The following is a 15,907-nucleotide window of genomic DNA, read 5'->3' on the forward strand; positions in this document are numbered from 1 at the left end:
CAAGAGGGACATCCGATGAGCAACGTCGATCGCGCTGAAATCGCCAAATTCGAGGCCCTGGCCCATCGCTGGTGGGACCGCGAAAGTGAGTTCAAACCTCTGCACGACATCAACCCGCTACGGGTCAACTGGATCGACGAGCGGGTCAGCCTGGCCGGCAAGAACGTCCTCGACGTCGGCTGCGGCGGCGGCATCCTCAGCGAGGCCATGGCCTTGCGCGGTGCCACCGTGACCGGTATCGACATGGGCGAAGCGCCGCTGGCGGTGGCCCAGTTGCACCAGCTCGAATCCGGGGTGCAAGTCCAATACCGGCAGATCACTGCCGAAGACCTGGCGCTGGAAATGCCTGAACAGTTCGATGTGGTCACCTGCCTGGAGATGCTCGAACACGTGCCTGACCCGTCCTCGGTGATCGCGGCCTGCTGCCGTATGGTCAAACCGGGTGGCCAGGTGTTCTTCTCCACCATCAACCGCAACCCCAAGGCCTACCTGTTCGCCATTGTCGGGGCCGAGTACATCCTCAACATGCTTCCGCGTGGCACCCACGATTTCAAGAAATTCATCCGCCCTTCGGAACTGGGCGCCTGGAGCCGCGCTGCCGGACTGCAGGTCAAGGACATCATCGGCCTGACCTACAACCCGCTGACCAAGCATTACAAGCTGGCCGCCGACGTTGACGTCAACTACATGATCCAGACCGTGAAGGAGGCCTGAGCATGCGCTTGAGAGCGGTCCTGTTCGATATGGATGGCACGTTACTGGACACCGCCCCGGACTTCATCGCCATTTGCCAGGCGATGCTGGCCGAGCGCGGTTTTGCGCCAGTGGACGACAAGCTGATCCGCGACGAAATCTCCGGCGGCGCCAAGGCCATGGTCTCGGCAACCTTCGGCCTGTCGCCCAGCGCTCCGGAATTCGAAGCCCTGCGCCTGGAGTTTCTCGAACGTTACCAACACAACTGCGCAGTGCACAGCCGCCTGTTCGACGGCATGGCCGAGTTGCTTGCCGACATCGAAAAAGCCGGGCTGATCTGGGGCGTGGTGACCAACAAGCCGGTGCGCTTCGCCGCACCGATCATGGAGCAACTGGGCCTGGCGCAGCGCTCGGCACTGTTGATCTGCCCGGATCATGTGACCCACAGCAAACCGCATCCCGAGCCACTGATCCTGGCCTGCAGCCGCCTGGACCTGGATCCTGCCAGCGTGCTGTTCGTCGGCGACGACCTGCGCGACATCGAGTCGGGCCGCGATGCCGGCACCCGCACGGCCGCCGTGCGCTATGGCTACATTCACCCCAACGACAACCCGAACCATTGGGGCGCCGATGTGGTGGTGGATCATCCGCTGCAGTTGCGCCAGGTCCTCGATAACGCTCTGTGCAGCTGCTGAGCACTGCCCGACTCCAAGGAAGACTGACAATGTTCGACTATTGCGCCCGCCCCGAGCTACTCAAAGGCCGGGTCATTCTGGTCACCGGTGCCGGCCGCGGTATCGGTGCTGCCGCAGCACGCAGCTACGCCGCCCACGGTGCGACGGTGCTGTTGCTGGGCAAGACCGAAGCCAACCTCAGCCAGGTCTACGACCAGATCGAAGCAGCCGGCCATCCGCGCCCGGCGGTGATCCCGTTCAATCTGGAGACCGCCCTGCCACATCAGTACGACGAACTGGCAGCGATGCTCGAAGCCGAATTCGGCCAGCTTGACGGCCTGTTGCACAATGCCTCGATCATTGGCCCGCGCACGCCGCTGGAACAGCTGTCGGGTGAAAACTTCATGCGCGTGATGCACATCAACGTCAACGCCATGTTCATGCTTACCCAGGCGCTGCTGCCGTTGCTCAAGCAATCGAGTGACGCCTCGGTGGTCTTCACCTCCAGCAGCGTCGGACGCAAGGGCCGTGCTTACTGGGGCGCCTACGGCGTGTCGAAGTTTGCCACCGAAGGGCTGATGCAGACCCTGGCCGATGAACTGGACGGTGTGGCGGCGGTCCGTGCCAACAGCGTCAACCCCGGCGCGACCCGCACTGACATGCGCGCCCAGGCCTATCCTGCCGAGAATCCCCTCGACAACCCCACTCCCGAACAGATCATGCCGGTGTACCTGTACCTGATGGGGCCGGACAGCGCTGGCATCAACGGCCAGGCGTTCAACGCCCAAAAATGATGTGCAAGGCGTCACATGCGGCGGCAAAACGACGCATAGTGACGCCGAAATCTGTTAAAACATGCCCCTGCGTCAAGCCGCTGCCGCTATCTTGGGCGCCATCTCATCTGTAAGACGTTGTTTTTTCTAGCATTCAGGATGAATGAACCGATTGGCATGCATTTCGCTCTAACCAAACCAGCCTCAAGGAATGTGCTGAGGAGTGAATAGATGAGTTCTCCACCCCGGATCGACCCAGTAGTCATTGATACCAGCAGCGTGCCGCGCCCATCCGCGCGCCCTCGCCTGTCAGTTCAGGAACACCCTGTGGACATGCGTCAACTGGGTTATCAACTGGCTCAGCAACTGCAGACCAGCCTGGAGGCCGACCGCATCCTGGAGATGTTCTGCAAGGGGCTGACCCAGGCCGGGCTGCTCGATGGCCTCACTTACAGCCATGCCGCCAGTGACCTGCAACTGTCGTTCGGCGACTGCACCCCACCTGCCACCCGTTACGATCTCAGCCATGCTGGCGAGCCGCTCGGGCAACTGGAACTGCATCACCGCCATCCGTTGGGTGCTGCGCTGGGCGATGACCTGCAAGGGCTGGTCAGCTGCCTGCTCTACCCTTTGCGCAATGCCTTGCTGTACCGGATGGCGATCAAAAGCGCGTTGCGTGATCCGCTGACCGATACAGGCAATCGTGTTGCGATGGATCAGGTTCTGACCCGGGAGGTGGATGACTCGCGGCGTTATCGCCAGCCGCTGTCGTTGCTGATGCTGGATATCGACCATTTCAAGCAGATCAATGACACCCATGGGCACGTCAATGGTGACCAGGTACTCAAAAGTGTGGCGCAGACGCTCAAGCAGCAAGTGCGCAATGTCGACCGGGTGTTTCGCTACGGCGGCGAGGAGTTCGTGATCATTCTGGCGAACACTGATCGCGAGGCCGCGGCGATGATTGGCGAACGTTTGCGCCAGACGGTGGAGGCGCTGGAGGTCGTTGGTCTGGATGGCCTGCGGCCAAGTATCAGCCTGGGCTGCGCGACATTATTGCCGGCCGAATCGGTCGACAGCTTGCTGCGCCGGGCTGACAGTGCGCTGTATGCGGCCAAGCGTGAAGGCCGCAACCGGATGATGATGGCGGGCTGAGCCCGCCACAGGAGCGGCGTTAGCCACGATACATTGCGTGTTTCGAATGTTCTTCGCGGATAAATCCGCTCCCGCACATCCCCACCCGACCCGTATCTTTACGCAGGTTCGGCGAGCAGTTCACGTACCGGCTTACTGCTGCGTTCAAGTTGCATACAGCGTTCCAGAAACAGGTACATGTAGTCGTAGCTGCGGGTAATGGCCTGACGCAATTCATATTGCTGCGCTTCGCTGGCATGGTTGCCGATCAGGGTGCAGATGATTTCCAGCGCTTCCCATGGATGGGCGTCGTCGTACTGGGCGTGCATCTTCAGCCATTTCATGGCCCGTTTGCGGGACTCATCCGGGAAGGCTTCGGCGTAGGTGCCGGTGGAGCACACCAGGGCAGCCCATTCGCCGGTAGCGCCCTCGATAGCATAGTTGGTCGCCGCCATGGCCACTGCCAGGCTGTCGCTGGTGCAGCTCTGCGAGCACCAGTGGCTCAACGCATGCAGCTCAGGCGCAACGCGCTGCGCCTTGAGGTCGCTGAGGCTGACGTCGTGGGCCTCGCACCAGTTGACCCAATAATCAGCGTGATTAAGTTCGACGCGAATATTGCGCATCAGCCAGCGGCGCGCCATGTCTTCACCGGGATGACGGCCAAAACGGGTCTTGATCAGGTTCTGCGCCATGTACACCGAAAACTGCTCCACCACCGGCCAACCGCCAATCAGGTAATGGCGCATGACCGTAGGGCTCAGGCGTGCGTCACGCATCCGCTGGTACAGCTCATGCCCGACCACGCGAGCCTTGGCGCCACTGCAATCGTTGATCAATTGCTGTGCCCAACCCGGGTAACTGCCCGGTTCCATGAGTGGGCCAGTTCGGACAAAAGTGTCGATCATTGTATAACTCCATTTATTCGCACCTCACGGGTGCTACGTTTCGATCCTGCCCCGGTAGAGCGAAACCTCCTCCCCCCCTGCCGGAGCCATCCTTTCCCGTGCTGGCTGCACGCCACGCCGCACGGGCTCCTTATAAAGACTTTCGCGAGTCAATAATTCGGGGCGACCGATCAGGTAACCCTGCGCAAAATCCACGCCCATTTCCTGCAGAACCGCTTCGATCAAAGGCGTCTCGACATATTCGGCAATGGTCCGCTTACCCATCACATGGCCAATGTGGTTGATGACCTCCACCATCGAGCGATTGACCGCGTTGTCGAGCATGTCCTTGACGAAGCTGCCATCAATTTTGAGAAAGTCCACCGGCAAATGCTTGAGGTAGGCAAACGACGACATGCCCGCACAAAAATCGTCAAGCGAGAACTGGCATCCCAATGCCTTGAGTTCGTTGATGAACACGATCGCACTGCCCAGATCGGCGATTGCCGTGGTTTCGGTGATTTCAAAGCAGATGGTCTGCGGCGCCACGGCGTACTGGCTGAACTGCTCCTTGAGGTAGCCCAGAAAGGCCGTGTCGCCAATACTGGCACCGGACAGATTGATAGCACATAACACCCTGGGCTCGGCATGCTGTTCGTCGCTCCGGCACTCGGCAATCAGTTTGAACACGCTACGCACCACCCAGCGATCCAGCGAGGTCATCAGGCCAAAGCGCTCTGCAGCAGGGATAAAGCGATCCGGAACCACGATGTTGCCGGACTCGTCACGCAGACGCAGGAGAATCTCGATGTGCCGTACCGGGTCGTCATCATCACCGAGCGGGGCAATTTCCTGAGCGTACAGACAGAAACGGTTTTCTTCCAGCGCACGATGCAGGCGCTGAATCCAGGCCATCTCGCCAGAGCGCAGCGACAACTCCAAATCATTGGGGTGATACAGCTGGATACGGTTGCGGCCCTTTTCCTTGGCCATATAACACGCCAGGTCGGCGGCGCGCAGGGCATCCTCCAGGCTGATCTGAGCCGCGCCGATCAGTACCACACCGATGCTCACAGTGGTCACCAGCGCGCGGCCTTTCCAGACAAAATGCAGGTTCTCCACCACGCTGCGCAGCCCTTCAGCGACGCCCTGCACTGAATCGGCCGGGCAATCGTGCAGCAAAATGCCAAACTCGTCGCCGCCCAGCCGCGCCAGGGTGTCACCCTCACGCAAGCCTTGCGGCAGCACCGTGCACAGGTGTCGTAACAGGGCATCACCGGCCGCATGTCCGTAGTTGTCATTGATCAGCTTGAACTGGTCCAGATCGAGCAACATCAGCACTCGCTCGAGCTCTTGCGCCACCGGCTGTTCAAGCAGTTGCTCAAGCCGATATTCGAACTCGCTGCGGTTGACCAGCCCGGTCAAAGGGTCATGAGCGGCGTGCCAGGAAAGATTGGCGATGTATTGGCGCTCCTGGGTCAGATCGTGCAGCACCAATACCGCGCCGCTGATCTGGCCGTCGGTGAGAATCGGCGCACCGACCAGAGAAACCGCAACAGTGCTGCCGTCCAGACGCTGGATCAGTTTGCAATGCAACGCGCCGCTCTTGAACTGACCGCCGAGGACATGCTCGATCAGCGTGGCACTCTCGCGCCGGGCATGCTCGTCCAGCAGGTTGAACAGCGCTGCCAGCGGCGTGCCGGCCGCCTGGTCACTCTGCCAGTGGGTCAGTTGCTCGGCGGCCGGGTTCAGGTACAGGATATTGCCTTGCACATCCGTGGTAATGACCCCGTCAACAATTGACTCCAGCGTGACCTGGGCGCGTTTTCTTTCGCGTTGCAAGTCATCGGCAATCGCCCGGCGCAGCACCAACAGGTTGTGGGTGCGCAGCAAGGCCAGCGCAATCAGGATCAGGGCCGTCAGCAGATTGATGACGATCAGCACCCGCAATAACGATCGAGACCCCTGCCCCAGCGCCTCACTGAAGGCCATGGCCGCCGGGGTGATACGGGCATTGAGCTGCTCGATTCGCTCGCGCCATTGCGCCACGGTCTGCGCATCAGGCTGCCCTTGAGCGATGTGCTGGCGCATGCTGCTCGCCAGCTCATCAAGCTCGGCCAGATAAGCATCGCCCTGCAACCACCAATGCAACGCTTGCTGCATGGCCCCGATGTCACGGAAATGGCGATACAGCCAGATGATGCGTGCGACATCTTCAGGATGATTGCCGCCTTGTAGAACACCCGCACGCGCCGCGGCGAGATCAGGTTCAGGGAGATCGAGCGCCTCGCGCAGCTTGCGCCCGCCCTCAGGGATGGCAATCGCCTGGCGATACCTGAGGTAGTCGTGCGGGTCATGGCTCAAGGCATACAGGTCCAGATAACGGACCGCGTCCTTCTGACCTTTGGACCAGAGGCTTTCACCACCGACATAGCTGCGCATGGCCGACATCATGTACAGGCTGAAGCAGCCGAGCAGCGCCTGAAACAGCACCACGACAATAAAAGGCCATACGATGCCCAGCAAACGCGGTCGGGCAAGAGTCCGTGCGGGCTTCATGAAGTTCGTTTCACCGATTGCCTGACTGATGATCCTCAGCCAAGCCTAGGCCAAATCCATGATCGCGGCAGGGCGATTGGCGACAATTGCCAGAAATGCTGCAACGCGTCTCAAACCTGCTGCAGATGCCCGTACAACCGAGCATACAAACCGCCGTCAGCGATCAGTTGCTGATGGTCGCCGTCTTCGGCAATGCGCCCGCCATCGAACACCAGCACCCGGTCAGCCTGCTTCACAGCGGACAGGCGGTGGGCAATGATCAGCGTGGTCCGGCTTTGCAGAAAGCGGCCCAGAGCCTGGTGCAGGCTGTACTCGGTCGCAGCATCCAGCGCCGAGGTGGCCTCATCAAGAATCACCACCTGCGGCTCAGAGAGGATCATCCGCGCAATCGCCAGGCGTTGCCGCTGGCCGCCGGAAAGCCGTACCCCGGAACGTCCAACCACGGTATCGAGCCCCTGCGGCATGCTGCGCACGGTGGCGTCCAGTTGCGCGATCTGCAACGCCTGCCAGCAAGCCTCATCACTGCGATCGCGTCCCATGGTCAGGTTGGCGCGGACACTGTCGTTGAACAGTGCCGGATGCTGCAACACCACTGCGACGCGCTCACGCAACCGCTCAAGGCCGATCTCCTGCTGGGTTGCACCGCCAAACCGGATGCTGCCGGCATCAGCTGTGTACAAGCCCAGTAACAGCTGCACCAGGGTGCTCTTGCCGCCTCCGCTGGCGCCCACGATGGCGACCTTTTCACCGGGCGCAATCGACAGATTCACCTGATCCAGGACCCGCTCGGCGCCGTAACCGAAACTCAGGCCACACACTTCAATGCCCACTGTCTGCCGGCCGGCAAACGGGTCGGCGTGGCCGGGATAACGCGGTTCATCGGCCCGCGCCAGCAGTTCGTTGATACGGCTCAGCGCGCCGCCAGCGGCGTACCAGGCGTATTGCAGGTTAAGCAACTGCTCCACCGGGCCAATCATGAACCACAGGTAGCTGAACACCGCCAGCATCTGACCGATGGACAGATCAGAGAACAGCACAGTGAGCATCGCCGCCGCACGAAACAGATCGATACCGAACTGGAACAACAGCGCACTGGCGCGCCCTGAGGCATCGCTTTTCCATTGTGAATTGACCGCGTAGTCACGCACCTCGCGGGCACGCAGGCCAAGCCGGCCCAGGAAAAAGCCCTGGTGATTGCCGGCACGAACCTCCTGTATCGCCTCAAGGGTCTCGCTCAAGGCTTCGCTGAAGCGTGCGGTGCTGTCGTTTTCCAGTTTTTTAAGGTGTTTGACCCGCTTGCCCAGCCGTACGGTGGCGAAGATCACCAACGGGTTGAACAGCAAAATCAACAGCGCCAGCTTCCAGTGCATCCACATCAGGACGGCAGCCGTGCCGGTCAGGGTCAGCATCGCTACCAGAAAGCGGCTGAGGGTATCGCCGACGAACTTGTCCAGCGTGTCCAGATCAGTGACCAGATGGGTGGTCACCGTCCCGCCGCCGAGACTCTCGTATTCACGCAGGGCGATACGCTTGAGGCGCTCGATCAGACGCAAGCGAATGCGATAGACAATGTCTTTGGACAAGCGGGCAAACAACCGCGCCTGCAACACGTTGAACAGCAACGCCCCCAGACGCAGCAGCAGGGTCGCCAGCAGCATCAGGCCGATATAGCCCACCGCCTGGTGCAGGCTTTCAGGCAGCAGCCGGTCCATGAAGCGCAACGCCGTATCGCCATGGCCCAATAGCACTTCATCGACCAGCAGCGGCAACAGCAAGGGAATCGGCACACTGCACAGGGTGGCCATGATCGCCACGCCATTGGCCGTCCATAACGCTTTTTTGTGGCGCAACACCAGCGCGCGAATATCCGCCCAGCTCAGCCGATCGGTCGTGGTGGAAGTTGCCGCCGTGTCGCCGGGTGTATCAGGCACTGGCAGCGCGCTCCAGCCAGCGGGCCAGCAATGGCGCCAGGGCGTCCACGGGCTGGTAGCCGTTGGTCAGCAACGCCAGTTGGCCGTTACGTTCGGCCAGCAAAGTCGGAAAGCCGGCAATCCCCAGCCCCTGAACCCAGGCAAAATCCGCCGCCGTGGCGCTTTTGAGTTCGGCGCTGTCGAACAGCTCGGCAAACTGCAGGCGATCCAGCCCCGCCTGCTCGGCCAGCTCGGCCAACAGTGAACCTTGAGTCACGTCGCGGCCTGCGGCATAAAACGCTGCCTGAATCAGGCCCACCAATCGCCAGGCCGCCTGCGGGTCGAGCTGTCGTGCGGTGACCACCGCCCGGCACACCGGGGTGGTGTCATAGACAAAACCTTCAGGCAAAGCCGCGTCGAACAGAAACGGCTGGCCGGTGGTCTGCTGCACCGACTGCCAGTGATCAAGGATGTAGCGCCGGGTGGAAGGGTCCAGCGGCGCATCGTTGGCGCGCAGTCCGCCCATCACCAGGTGCAGTTGCACACCGCTGTCCTGTGCCTGGCGCACCAGAGCCTCGGCGACCGGAGCGAAGCCCCAGCACCATGAACAAAGCGGGTCCATCACATACACCAGACGAGCGGACATGGCTCAGGCCTCCGTTTCCGATGCTTGGCGATAGTTGTAGCCGATCGGGTGTGGCTGATTACGCGCCTTGGCCAGCTCGATCTGCTTCTGCCGGTCGATGGCGCTGCGGCGGGTCTTTTCGCTCAGGGTATTCCAGCAATGCGGGCAACTGATACCCGGCACGTAATGCTCGCTGGCACGGTCCTCGACACTGACCGGATTACGACAGGCATGACATTGATCGTAGTCGCCTTCAGACAAGTCGTGACGTACCGTTACGCGGTTGTCGAACACAAAGCAGTCGCCGCGCCACAGGGTCTGCTCCTGCGGCACCTCTTCGAGGTACTTGAGAATCCCGCCCTTGAGGTGATAGACCTCTTCGAAGCCTTCACCGAGCATGTAGCTGGAGGCCTTTTCGCAGCGGATGCCGCCGGTGCAGAACATGGCGACCTTCTTGTGCACCTTCGGGTCGAAGTTGGCCTTGATGTAGTCGGGAAACTCGCGGAAGGTGGTGGTTTTCGGATCGATCGCGCCTTCAAAGGTGCCGATCGACACTTCATAGTCGTTGCGCGTATCGATCAACAGCACTTCAGGGTCGCTGATCAGCGCGTTCCAGTCCTGCGGCTCGACATAAGTCCCGACCGCCTTATTGGGGTCGACGCCTGGCACGCCCAGGGTCACGATCTCTTTCTTGAGCTTGACCTTGGTGCGATAGAACGGCTGTTCGTCGCAGTAGGATTCCTTGTGGTCGATGTCCACCAGCCGCGGGTCACTGCGCAGCCAGGCCAGCAAACCGTCGATCCCCTCGCGGGTTGCAGACACGGTGCCGTTGATACCTTCCTCGGCAATCAGCAGGGTGCCTTTGACGCCGTTGGCGAGCATGGCATTGAGCAGCGGCTCACGCAGCTCAAGGTAATTGGCGAGGGTGACGAACTTGTATAGCGCAGCCACGACGATCGGCGCGGTCATCGACGTTTGAGTCATCAATATCTCCAGGTGGTGACCCTCGCAAAGGGCCTACCGGACAGAACAGAAATGAAAACGCGCCGGCCAAGTGCGGCGCGGCGCGGATTCTAGCAAAAAACCTGAGCTGGCAGACAGCGCTGGATATTGACCTGGATCGATAAGCCGCAGGCCTCAGGCGTGACCGCCTGCGCAGGTCGGCGACGCCGGTACATCGCTGTTTGCCGCCCACTCTTGCGGGGTGTAAGTGTGTAGCGCCAGCGCGTGAAACTCTTGCATCAGGCCGCCGAGAGTGGCATAGACCTTTTGATGACGCTTGACAGCATTGAGCCCCTGGAATGACTCGCAGACCAGGATCGCCTTGTAGTGCGTCTCCTGGCCCCGGCTGTGCATATGGCTTTCATTCAGCACTTGCAGGTGCAGAGGTTGCAGGTCGGCCAGGGCCGTTTCGATACGTTGCTGCATGCTCATGATCGGTACGATGTCTCAGAGTGGAGGCTCAAGGTTTTTTCGCAGGTGCGGCCTTGGCCGGCTCAAGCTCGGCACTCATGTCGGCGAGCAGCTTGTTGACCACAGGACCTGCGCTTTCCAGACGAGTCTGGGTCAGTTGCACTGACTGCTGCGACAGCTCAGGCATTTTGCTCAGCACCTTTTTGCCGACCGGTGACTGATAGAAATTCACCAGTTCTTTGAGCTCGGCCTCAGTGAAGTTGCTGGTGTAGATCTTCACCAGCTCAGGTTTGAGCTTGTTCCAGCCAACCGCCTGGTCCAGCGCTGCGTTGGCCTTGGCCTGATAGGTCTCCAGCAGGGCTTTCTTCGAAGCCGGCGCCTTGGCCTCGGCGAAGCGCTGGGCAAACAACTGCTGAACCTGCCCGTAGATCGGCGTGGTGAGTTTGTCAGCGTTGGTCAGCTTCAGAAGCGTCTCGGCGCTGGCATTCTGGCTGGCCGTGTCGGCAAGAACCTGACCGCTGGCACACGCCAGAGCCAGCACGGTGAACATGACGCGAAGACGGATCATCGGGTTTCCTATTTGGGCAAACGAGGCATGGCCTCAATGTTTTTCATTCTGCGCAGATGTTCGCATCGGCCTCAACCCCTGCGTTGCCAGCGGTCATGAGCCTGCGGGGAACCCGAGGGTGATATCGGCGACTAAACTCTACCGGTCAGCAGCACAGACCGAACGTATTTTCGAGGAGTCGTACAGTGAGCCGTACCGAAACCGATAGCCTTGGTCCGATTGAAGTCCCGCAAGATGCCTACTGGGGAGCGCAAACCCAGCGCTCGCTGATCAACTTCGCCATCGGCCAGCAGCGCATGCCGCTGCAAGTGGTGCATGCCTTGACGCTGATCAAGAAAGCCGCCGCGCGGGTCAACAATCGCAATGGCGACCTGCCCGCCGATATCGCCCGGCTGATCGAGCAGGCGGCTGACGAAATCCTCGACGCCCAGCTCAATGACCAGTTTCCGCTGGTGGTCTGGCAAACCGGCAGTGGCACGCAGAGCAACATGAACGTCAACGAAGTGATCGCCGGACGCGCCAACGAGCTGGCCGGCCAGGGTCGCGGCGGCAAGTCGCCGGTGCACCCCAACGATCACGTCAATCGCTCGCAAAGCTCCAACGACTGCTTCCCCACGGCCATGCACATCGCGGTCGCCCAAGCGGTTCAAAATCAACTGCTGCCGGCTGTCGCAGAACTGGCTGAAGGCCTGACCGAGCAGTCCAGACGGCATAGCCAACTGGTCAAGACCGGCCGTACCCACATGATGGACGCCACGCCGATCACCTTCGGTCAGGAACTGTCCGGTTTCGTGGCCCAGCTTGATTACTCGGTCAAAGCCATTCGCGCCACCCTGCCAGCAGTGTACGAGCTGGCCCAGGGCGGCACGGCGGTAGGGACCGGCCTCAATGCCCCGAAAGGCTTTGCCGAAGCGGTGGCGGCCGAACTGGCAGCGCTGTCGGGTTTACCATTCGTCACCGCGCCAAACAAATTCGCCGCCCTGGCCGGTCACGAACCATTGGCCGCCTTGTCCGGCGCCCTGAAGACCCTGGCCACCAGCCTGATGAAAATCGCCAACGACTTGCGCCTGCTCGGCTCCGGCCCGCGCGGCGGGCTGGCCGAAGTGCGCCTGCCGGCCAACGAACCGGGCAGCTCGATCATGCCCGGCAAGGTCAACCCGACCCAGTGCGAGGCCTTGTCAATGCTTGCCTGCCAGGTCATGGGTAACGATGTGACCATCGGTTTTGCCGCCAGTCAGGGGCATTTACAGCTCAATGTGTACAAGCCGGTGATCATCCATAACCTGCTCGAATCCATCGAACTGCTGGCAGACGGCTGCCGAAACTTTAATGAGCACTGTGTGGCTGGCATGGAGCCAGACACCGCGAAGATGGCTGAGCATCTGGAGCGCGGACTGATGCTGGTCACCGCACTCAATCCGCATATCGGTTATGACAAAGCCGCACAGATCGCCAAGAAGGCCTACACCGAAGGGCTTACCCTACGCCAGGCAGCTCTGGACCTGGGCTACCTGAGCGACGAGCAGTTCGACGCCTGGGTACGCCCGCAAAACATGCTTGAGGCGGGTAGCCATGGCTGAGGCCCGTAGCGGCGCCACTCCGCTTGAAGGCAATGGCAAGCGAATCCTGATGATCTATGGCACCCCCAAGGCTGGCGGATTGTGCCATGCCTTGGGCGATGCCTATGCCCTGGGCGCGCGCGGTGAGGGCCATGTCGTGCGCAGCCTGAAGCTGGGCGAAATGGCATTCGATCCGATCCTGCGTGGCGGCTATGAGCAGGGTCAGCCACTGGAGGCCGATTTGCTCGATGCCCAGCGGCTGATTCATTGGGCCGAACATCTGGTGCTGGTCTATCCGGTCTGGTGGAGCGGCCTGCCCGCGCTGCTGAGTGGTTTCTTTGATCGGGTCCTGATCCCGGGCTTCGCCTTCAGGCTCCACGGACGCGAAGACCCGGACAATCAACTGCTCAAGGGCCGCAGCGCGGAACTGCTGATCAGCCTGGACACGCCACCGCGCTACTTTCGCTGGATCTTCGGCCGCTGGATTTTCGGCGCCCCGCCCCACCGGCAGATCACGCGCACGATTCTGGGTTCTTGCGGGATCAGGACCACTCGCCTGACCGAGTTTGCCCCGGTGCGCAGCGCCAGCGAGGCACAGCGCCAGCAATGGGTGCGCCAGGCAGAGCAGTTGGGCCGAGGTTAAGGTTTATCTGCGGCTACCTGAATGCCAGGCAAAAGCCGAACCCTGTAGGACCCGTGGGAGCAGCCGGGGACATTAAGCACTTAACCGAACAATATTAGCTTTAGCCATGAAGCTTGCCGTTCGACAAACGAGCATTGCGGGCCCGCCAACCGGCCATCAGCGACGGCACCAGGGCGGTAAACGCCGAACCGGTCACCACCAGCACCGCGCCCCCATACCCCAACAGATTAAGCTGCTCGCCCTGCACATGGTCGGGCCACAGCCAGGCCGCTACCGCGACGCACGCCAGGGTAATCAGCGGCGTCAGCGCCAGAGTCGCGCTGATCCTTGAAGCTTCCCAATGCACCAGCGCTTCGGCAAACGCGCCGTAGGCCACCAGGGTGTTGAGACAGCAGGCGAACAGCAGCAAACCCTGCACGGTATCGAGCTGCAGCACTTGCAGTGGGTGCGCCCACGGCGTGATCAGCAAGGCGCAGAACAGGTAGATGACCATCATCACCTGGCGTGAGTCCCAGACCGTGAGCAATTGCTTCTGGCTAAGGCCATAGAAGGTCCAGACCAATGACGCCAGCAATATCACCAGCACACCGACGGTGTAGCTGCCCAGTGAGCTGAACAGTTCGGCCAACCGCTCGTTGAAGAACAGCACAAAACCGGCCAGCATGATTAGCAGCCCCATGCCCTGCCCCAGTGTGAAACGCTCCTTAAACACGAAGATACTGGCGATCAGCAACATGATCGGCCCGGTCTGGATCAACAGTTGCGTCGTACCCGGGCTGAGCAGCTTCAACCCCACCAGATACAGCACATAGTTGCCCACCAGCCCCAATACCGCCATGACCACCAGCCCCTTGCCGGTCTTGCCCAGCGGTTTGAAGCTCGGCAGGCCCCTGCTCGCCTTGAGCCAGATGAACAGCAACAGCCCGGAAACGAGCAAGCGGTACCAGGTCACCGTGACCGGGTCCATGACCTGCAGAACCTGTTTGAGTTTGACAGGCAGGATGCCCCAGAGCAGCGCGGTCAACAGCGCCAGACCGAGGCCCAATAGCCAACGGCCGGAAGATACGTGCATGAATGGTTCCAGAATGGCGGGAAAATGGTGCGGTCACGATCATTCTAGATAGCGGGCTATCGAGCTGACAGTTACAGCTACCTGCAAATACAACCTAACAGCGGCCTGTCTGCGATGACAGAGGCCGTCCTTGATGGTCGGACACCTCACCCATGGTTACGCCGATAAACCTCATCGCCCATGGCCGCAATCTGCCCGTCGATCAACGCATCAAAAGGCTTTAGCAAGGCATCAAAGCCTGTAGGCGCCTCCAGCACTTGCAGTGCCTGGACGATCGACTCCAAGGTCGACAGCGCCTCGGGACCAGGCGCTTTGCGCAGCCGATAGCGAGAAGCCGTTACCTGCGCCAGACTTAGCCGGGGCAACGCTGCCAGCGCCGGGTTCAGATGCAGCAGCTTACGCGCTTTGCGCCAGGTGCCGTCAGGGACCACCAACAAGGTCGGCAAGCCATCAGCAGGCACCGGTGCAACCACCTCAGCCTGCGCCCCCGGAAACAGCAAGCGCGCCTGATAACCGGGCTGGTGGAGCAATTGCGGCAGGTCATCGAACACTTCACCCACCAGCAACTGCGCATTGCGCAGCCCCAGAGTCGCCAGACGCGCAGTATTGAGGGCGTGCCCCACCTCGCTGGGATGCTGCAGCACCAACACCCGGGTACGACTATCAAGACTCGGAATCAGCGCACACAGGCAGTGGCTGAGCGGGCGCAGGCAACGCTCGCAACGCTGGCGGGACATCGGAAACCTCGAAATCGGCCAATCTACAACAGCCCTTTACCGAACAGAAGCGGCGCGTCTGTCGGCACTGCCTCTGAGCCGGGAAAGGATTGCGTTAACCTGCCAAGGCTGGCACTGCGGTAATGGTGCCAGGTGAGCAGCCAACACCCGGAGGTCCCTATGGATCGCGAGGGGGTCACCCAGCGCGTGCTCGATGCACTGGGCATCATTCTGGTGGACAAGTCACACATACGCGACAACGCCACGTTCGCAGAAATGCTGCTGGACGACGACGATGTACAGAGGCTGCTTGAGCGGCTCGAAGAGACGTTTGGCTGTCAGTTCCCGCAGCGGGTCCGCGAAAGCGCCAGAAAGCGCCCGGACCGGGTCTCGGTGCCGGTGATCGTTGACCTGATCATGCTGATGGGCCGGGACCTGCCTGGCCGACGCCTGAGGCGCTAGCCCCGAGAGCATCAGGGCTTGCACGGCAGCTGGGCTGTTATCGACGGCGCTGGCGGCGCTCGTCGTCGCTACGCACGGGGATCGGCTGCAATTTGGGCCGTTCTATCAGGCCCAGGGCAACGCCGAGATCATGAAGCCATTCCTGCAATTTGTTGTTCATAACGCCCCCTTGGGGAAAAACCGGCGACTACAGACTATCGGCCGCCTGTACTGATTCTAGAG

At 61.0% G+C, this 15,907-nt stretch carries 17 protein-coding genes; 7 read left to right on the top strand and 10 right to left on the bottom strand.

Features of this window, described 5'->3' with window-relative positions:
- The first annotated feature begins 15 nt into the window (after positions 1 to 15).
- The 4 genes from ubiG to NJC40_RS27530 all read left to right on the top strand — a co-directional run bounded on the left by ubiG (position 16) and on the right by NJC40_RS27530 (position 3,295).
- Positions 16 to 714 (top strand): bifunctional 2-polyprenyl-6-hydroxyphenol methylase/3-demethylubiquinol 3-O-methyltransferase UbiG, encoded by a 699-nt coding sequence (gene ubiG / locus NJC40_RS27515; protein WP_253115075.1) that lies wholly within the window; start codon positions 16 to 18, stop codon positions 712 to 714.
- Between the two features lie 2 nt (positions 715 to 716).
- The gene (mupP, locus tag NJC40_RS27520) at positions 717 to 1,388 is read left to right on the top strand and encodes an N-acetylmuramic acid 6-phosphate phosphatase MupP (protein ID WP_045482027.1); all 672 of its coding nucleotides are present in this window, start codon (positions 717 to 719) and stop codon (positions 1,386 to 1,388) included.
- Between the two features lie 29 nt (positions 1,389 to 1,417).
- Positions 1,418 to 2,161 carry a YciK family oxidoreductase gene (locus NJC40_RS27525; RefSeq protein ID WP_045482029.1) on the top strand — a complete coding sequence of 248 codons (744 nt, stop codon included), beginning with the start codon at positions 1,418 to 1,420 and terminating at the stop codon, positions 2,159 to 2,161.
- Between the two features lie 210 nt (positions 2,162 to 2,371).
- Positions 2,372 to 3,295 carry a GGDEF domain-containing protein gene (locus NJC40_RS27530; protein WP_253140699.1) on the top strand — a complete coding sequence of 308 codons (924 nt, stop codon included), beginning with the start codon at positions 2,372 to 2,374 and terminating at the stop codon, positions 3,293 to 3,295.
- A 98-nt stretch (positions 3,296 to 3,393) separates the two neighbouring features.
- Here the strand turns inward: NJC40_RS27530 and NJC40_RS27535 are convergent, their stop codons facing one another.
- From NJC40_RS27535 to NJC40_RS27565, 7 genes are all read right to left on the bottom strand, one after another.
- Positions 3,394 to 4,179, bottom strand: a complete 786-nt coding sequence (locus NJC40_RS27535; RefSeq protein ID WP_045482034.1) for an iron-containing redox enzyme family protein — start codon at positions 4,177 to 4,179, stop codon at positions 3,394 to 3,396.
- A 33-nt stretch (positions 4,180 to 4,212) separates the two neighbouring features.
- The gene (locus NJC40_RS27540; RefSeq protein WP_253140698.1) at positions 4,213 to 6,717 is read right to left on the bottom strand and encodes an EAL domain-containing protein; all 2,505 of its coding nucleotides are present in this window, start codon (positions 6,715 to 6,717) and stop codon (positions 4,213 to 4,215) included.
- Between the two features lie 110 nt (positions 6,718 to 6,827).
- Positions 6,828 to 8,648 carry an ABC transporter ATP-binding protein gene (locus NJC40_RS27545; RefSeq protein ID WP_045482038.1) on the bottom strand — a complete coding sequence of 607 codons (1,821 nt, stop codon included), beginning with the start codon at positions 8,646 to 8,648 and terminating at the stop codon, positions 6,828 to 6,830.
- Complete coding sequence (locus NJC40_RS27550; protein ID WP_045482040.1) at positions 8,641 to 9,273, bottom strand: DsbA family protein; 633 nt, start codon at positions 9,271 to 9,273, stop codon at positions 8,641 to 8,643. The genes NJC40_RS27545 and NJC40_RS27550 overlap by 8 nt, the downstream gene beginning before the upstream one ends.
- A 3-nt stretch (positions 9,274 to 9,276) precedes the next feature.
- A complete protein-coding gene (trhO, locus tag NJC40_RS27555; protein ID WP_253140781.1) occupies positions 9,277 to 10,221 on the bottom strand; it encodes an oxygen-dependent tRNA uridine(34) hydroxylase TrhO in 945 nt (314 codons plus the stop codon).
- A gap of 168 nt (positions 10,222 to 10,389) precedes the next feature.
- Positions 10,390 to 10,686: a BolA family protein gene (locus tag NJC40_RS27560; protein WP_045482042.1), complete on the bottom strand. Its 297-nt coding sequence runs from the start codon at positions 10,684 to 10,686 to the stop codon at positions 10,390 to 10,392.
- A gap of 28 nt (positions 10,687 to 10,714) precedes the next feature.
- Positions 10,715 to 11,233, bottom strand: coding sequence for a DUF2059 domain-containing protein (locus tag NJC40_RS27565; RefSeq protein ID WP_045482044.1), 519 nt, complete (start codon positions 11,231 to 11,233; stop codon positions 10,715 to 10,717).
- A 185-nt stretch (positions 11,234 to 11,418) separates the two neighbouring features.
- Here NJC40_RS27565 and NJC40_RS27570 point away from each other — a divergent pair, with 185 nt between their 5' ends.
- Both NJC40_RS27570 and NJC40_RS27575 read left to right on the top strand, forming a co-directional pair.
- Positions 11,419 to 12,813: a class II fumarate hydratase gene (locus NJC40_RS27570; protein ID WP_045482046.1), complete on the top strand. Its 1,395-nt coding sequence runs from the start codon at positions 11,419 to 11,421 to the stop codon at positions 12,811 to 12,813.
- Positions 12,806 to 13,435 carry an NAD(P)H-dependent oxidoreductase gene (locus NJC40_RS27575; protein ID WP_253140697.1) on the top strand — a complete coding sequence of 210 codons (630 nt, stop codon included), beginning with the start codon at positions 12,806 to 12,808 and terminating at the stop codon, positions 13,433 to 13,435. The genes NJC40_RS27570 and NJC40_RS27575 overlap by 8 nt, the downstream gene beginning before the upstream one ends.
- A 100-nt stretch (positions 13,436 to 13,535) precedes the next feature.
- Here NJC40_RS27575 and NJC40_RS27580 read toward each other — a convergent pair whose 3' ends face one another.
- A complete protein-coding gene (locus tag NJC40_RS27580) occupies positions 13,536 to 14,507 on the bottom strand; it encodes a DMT family transporter (protein ID WP_045482051.1) in 972 nt (323 codons plus the stop codon).
- A gap of 146 nt (positions 14,508 to 14,653) precedes the next feature.
- Positions 14,654 to 15,244: a tRNA-uridine aminocarboxypropyltransferase gene (locus NJC40_RS27585; RefSeq protein WP_045482054.1), complete on the bottom strand. Its 591-nt coding sequence runs from the start codon at positions 15,242 to 15,244 to the stop codon at positions 14,654 to 14,656.
- 159 nt (positions 15,245 to 15,403) lie between these two features.
- Between NJC40_RS27585 and NJC40_RS27590 the strand changes: the two genes are divergently transcribed.
- Entirely contained in the window at positions 15,404 to 15,685 is a 282-nt protein-coding gene (locus tag NJC40_RS27590) for a hypothetical protein (RefSeq protein ID WP_253140696.1), read from the top strand.
- 37 nt (positions 15,686 to 15,722) lie between these two features.
- Here NJC40_RS27590 and NJC40_RS27595 read toward each other — a convergent pair whose 3' ends face one another.
- Positions 15,723 to 15,845 carry a PA1414 family protein gene (locus tag NJC40_RS27595; protein ID WP_144403179.1) on the bottom strand — a complete coding sequence of 41 codons (123 nt, stop codon included), beginning with the start codon at positions 15,843 to 15,845 and terminating at the stop codon, positions 15,723 to 15,725.
- Positions 15,846 to 15,907 lie beyond the last annotated feature (62 nt).

Origin of the sequence: Pseudomonas sp. 21LCFQ02, assembly GCF_024129895.2 — a bacterium.
GTDB lineage: Bacteria > Pseudomonadota > Gammaproteobacteria > Pseudomonadales > Pseudomonadaceae > Aquipseudomonas.

What these genes read in the sequence shown, in the direction of transcription:
- NJC40_RS27585 (WP_045482054.1), bottom strand. Translation starts at nt 15,244, where the DNA reads ATGTCCCGCCAGCGTTGCGAGCGTTGCCTGCGCCCGCTCAGCCACTGC.
- mupP (WP_045482027.1), top strand. Translation starts at nt 717, where the DNA reads ATGCGCTTGAGAGCGGTCCTGTTCGATATGGATGGCACGTTACTGGAC.
- NJC40_RS27540 (WP_253140698.1), bottom strand. Translation starts at nt 6,717, where the DNA reads ATGAAGCCCGCACGGACTCTTGCCCGACCGCGTTTGCTGGGCATCGTA.
- NJC40_RS27525 (WP_045482029.1), top strand. Translation starts at nt 1,418, where the DNA reads ATGTTCGACTATTGCGCCCGCCCCGAGCTACTCAAAGGCCGGGTCATT.
- NJC40_RS27565 (WP_045482044.1), bottom strand. Translation starts at nt 11,233, where the DNA reads ATGATCCGTCTTCGCGTCATGTTCACCGTGCTGGCTCTGGCGTGTGCC.
- NJC40_RS27530 (WP_253140699.1), top strand. Translation starts at nt 2,372, where the DNA reads ATGAGTTCTCCACCCCGGATCGACCCAGTAGTCATTGATACCAGCAGC.
- trhO (WP_253140781.1), bottom strand. Translation starts at nt 10,221, where the DNA reads ATGACCGCGCCGATCGTCGTGGCTGCGCTATACAAGTTCGTCACCCTC.
- NJC40_RS27595 (WP_144403179.1), bottom strand. Translation starts at nt 15,845, where the DNA reads ATGAACAACAAATTGCAGGAATGGCTTCATGATCTCGGCGTTGCCCTG.
- NJC40_RS27590 (WP_253140696.1), top strand. Translation starts at nt 15,404, where the DNA reads ATGGATCGCGAGGGGGTCACCCAGCGCGTGCTCGATGCACTGGGCATC.
- NJC40_RS27575 (WP_253140697.1), top strand. Translation starts at nt 12,806, where the DNA reads ATGGCTGAGGCCCGTAGCGGCGCCACTCCGCTTGAAGGCAATGGCAAG.
- NJC40_RS27560 (WP_045482042.1), bottom strand. Translation starts at nt 10,686, where the DNA reads ATGAGCATGCAGCAACGTATCGAAACGGCCCTGGCCGACCTGCAACCT.
- ubiG (WP_253115075.1), top strand. Translation starts at nt 16, where the DNA reads ATGAGCAACGTCGATCGCGCTGAAATCGCCAAATTCGAGGCCCTGGCC.
- NJC40_RS27580 (WP_045482051.1), bottom strand. Translation starts at nt 14,507, where the DNA reads ATGCACGTATCTTCCGGCCGTTGGCTATTGGGCCTCGGTCTGGCGCTG.
- NJC40_RS27550 (WP_045482040.1), bottom strand. Translation starts at nt 9,273, where the DNA reads ATGTCCGCTCGTCTGGTGTATGTGATGGACCCGCTTTGTTCATGGTGC.
- NJC40_RS27535 (WP_045482034.1), bottom strand. Translation starts at nt 4,179, where the DNA reads ATGATCGACACTTTTGTCCGAACTGGCCCACTCATGGAACCGGGCAGT.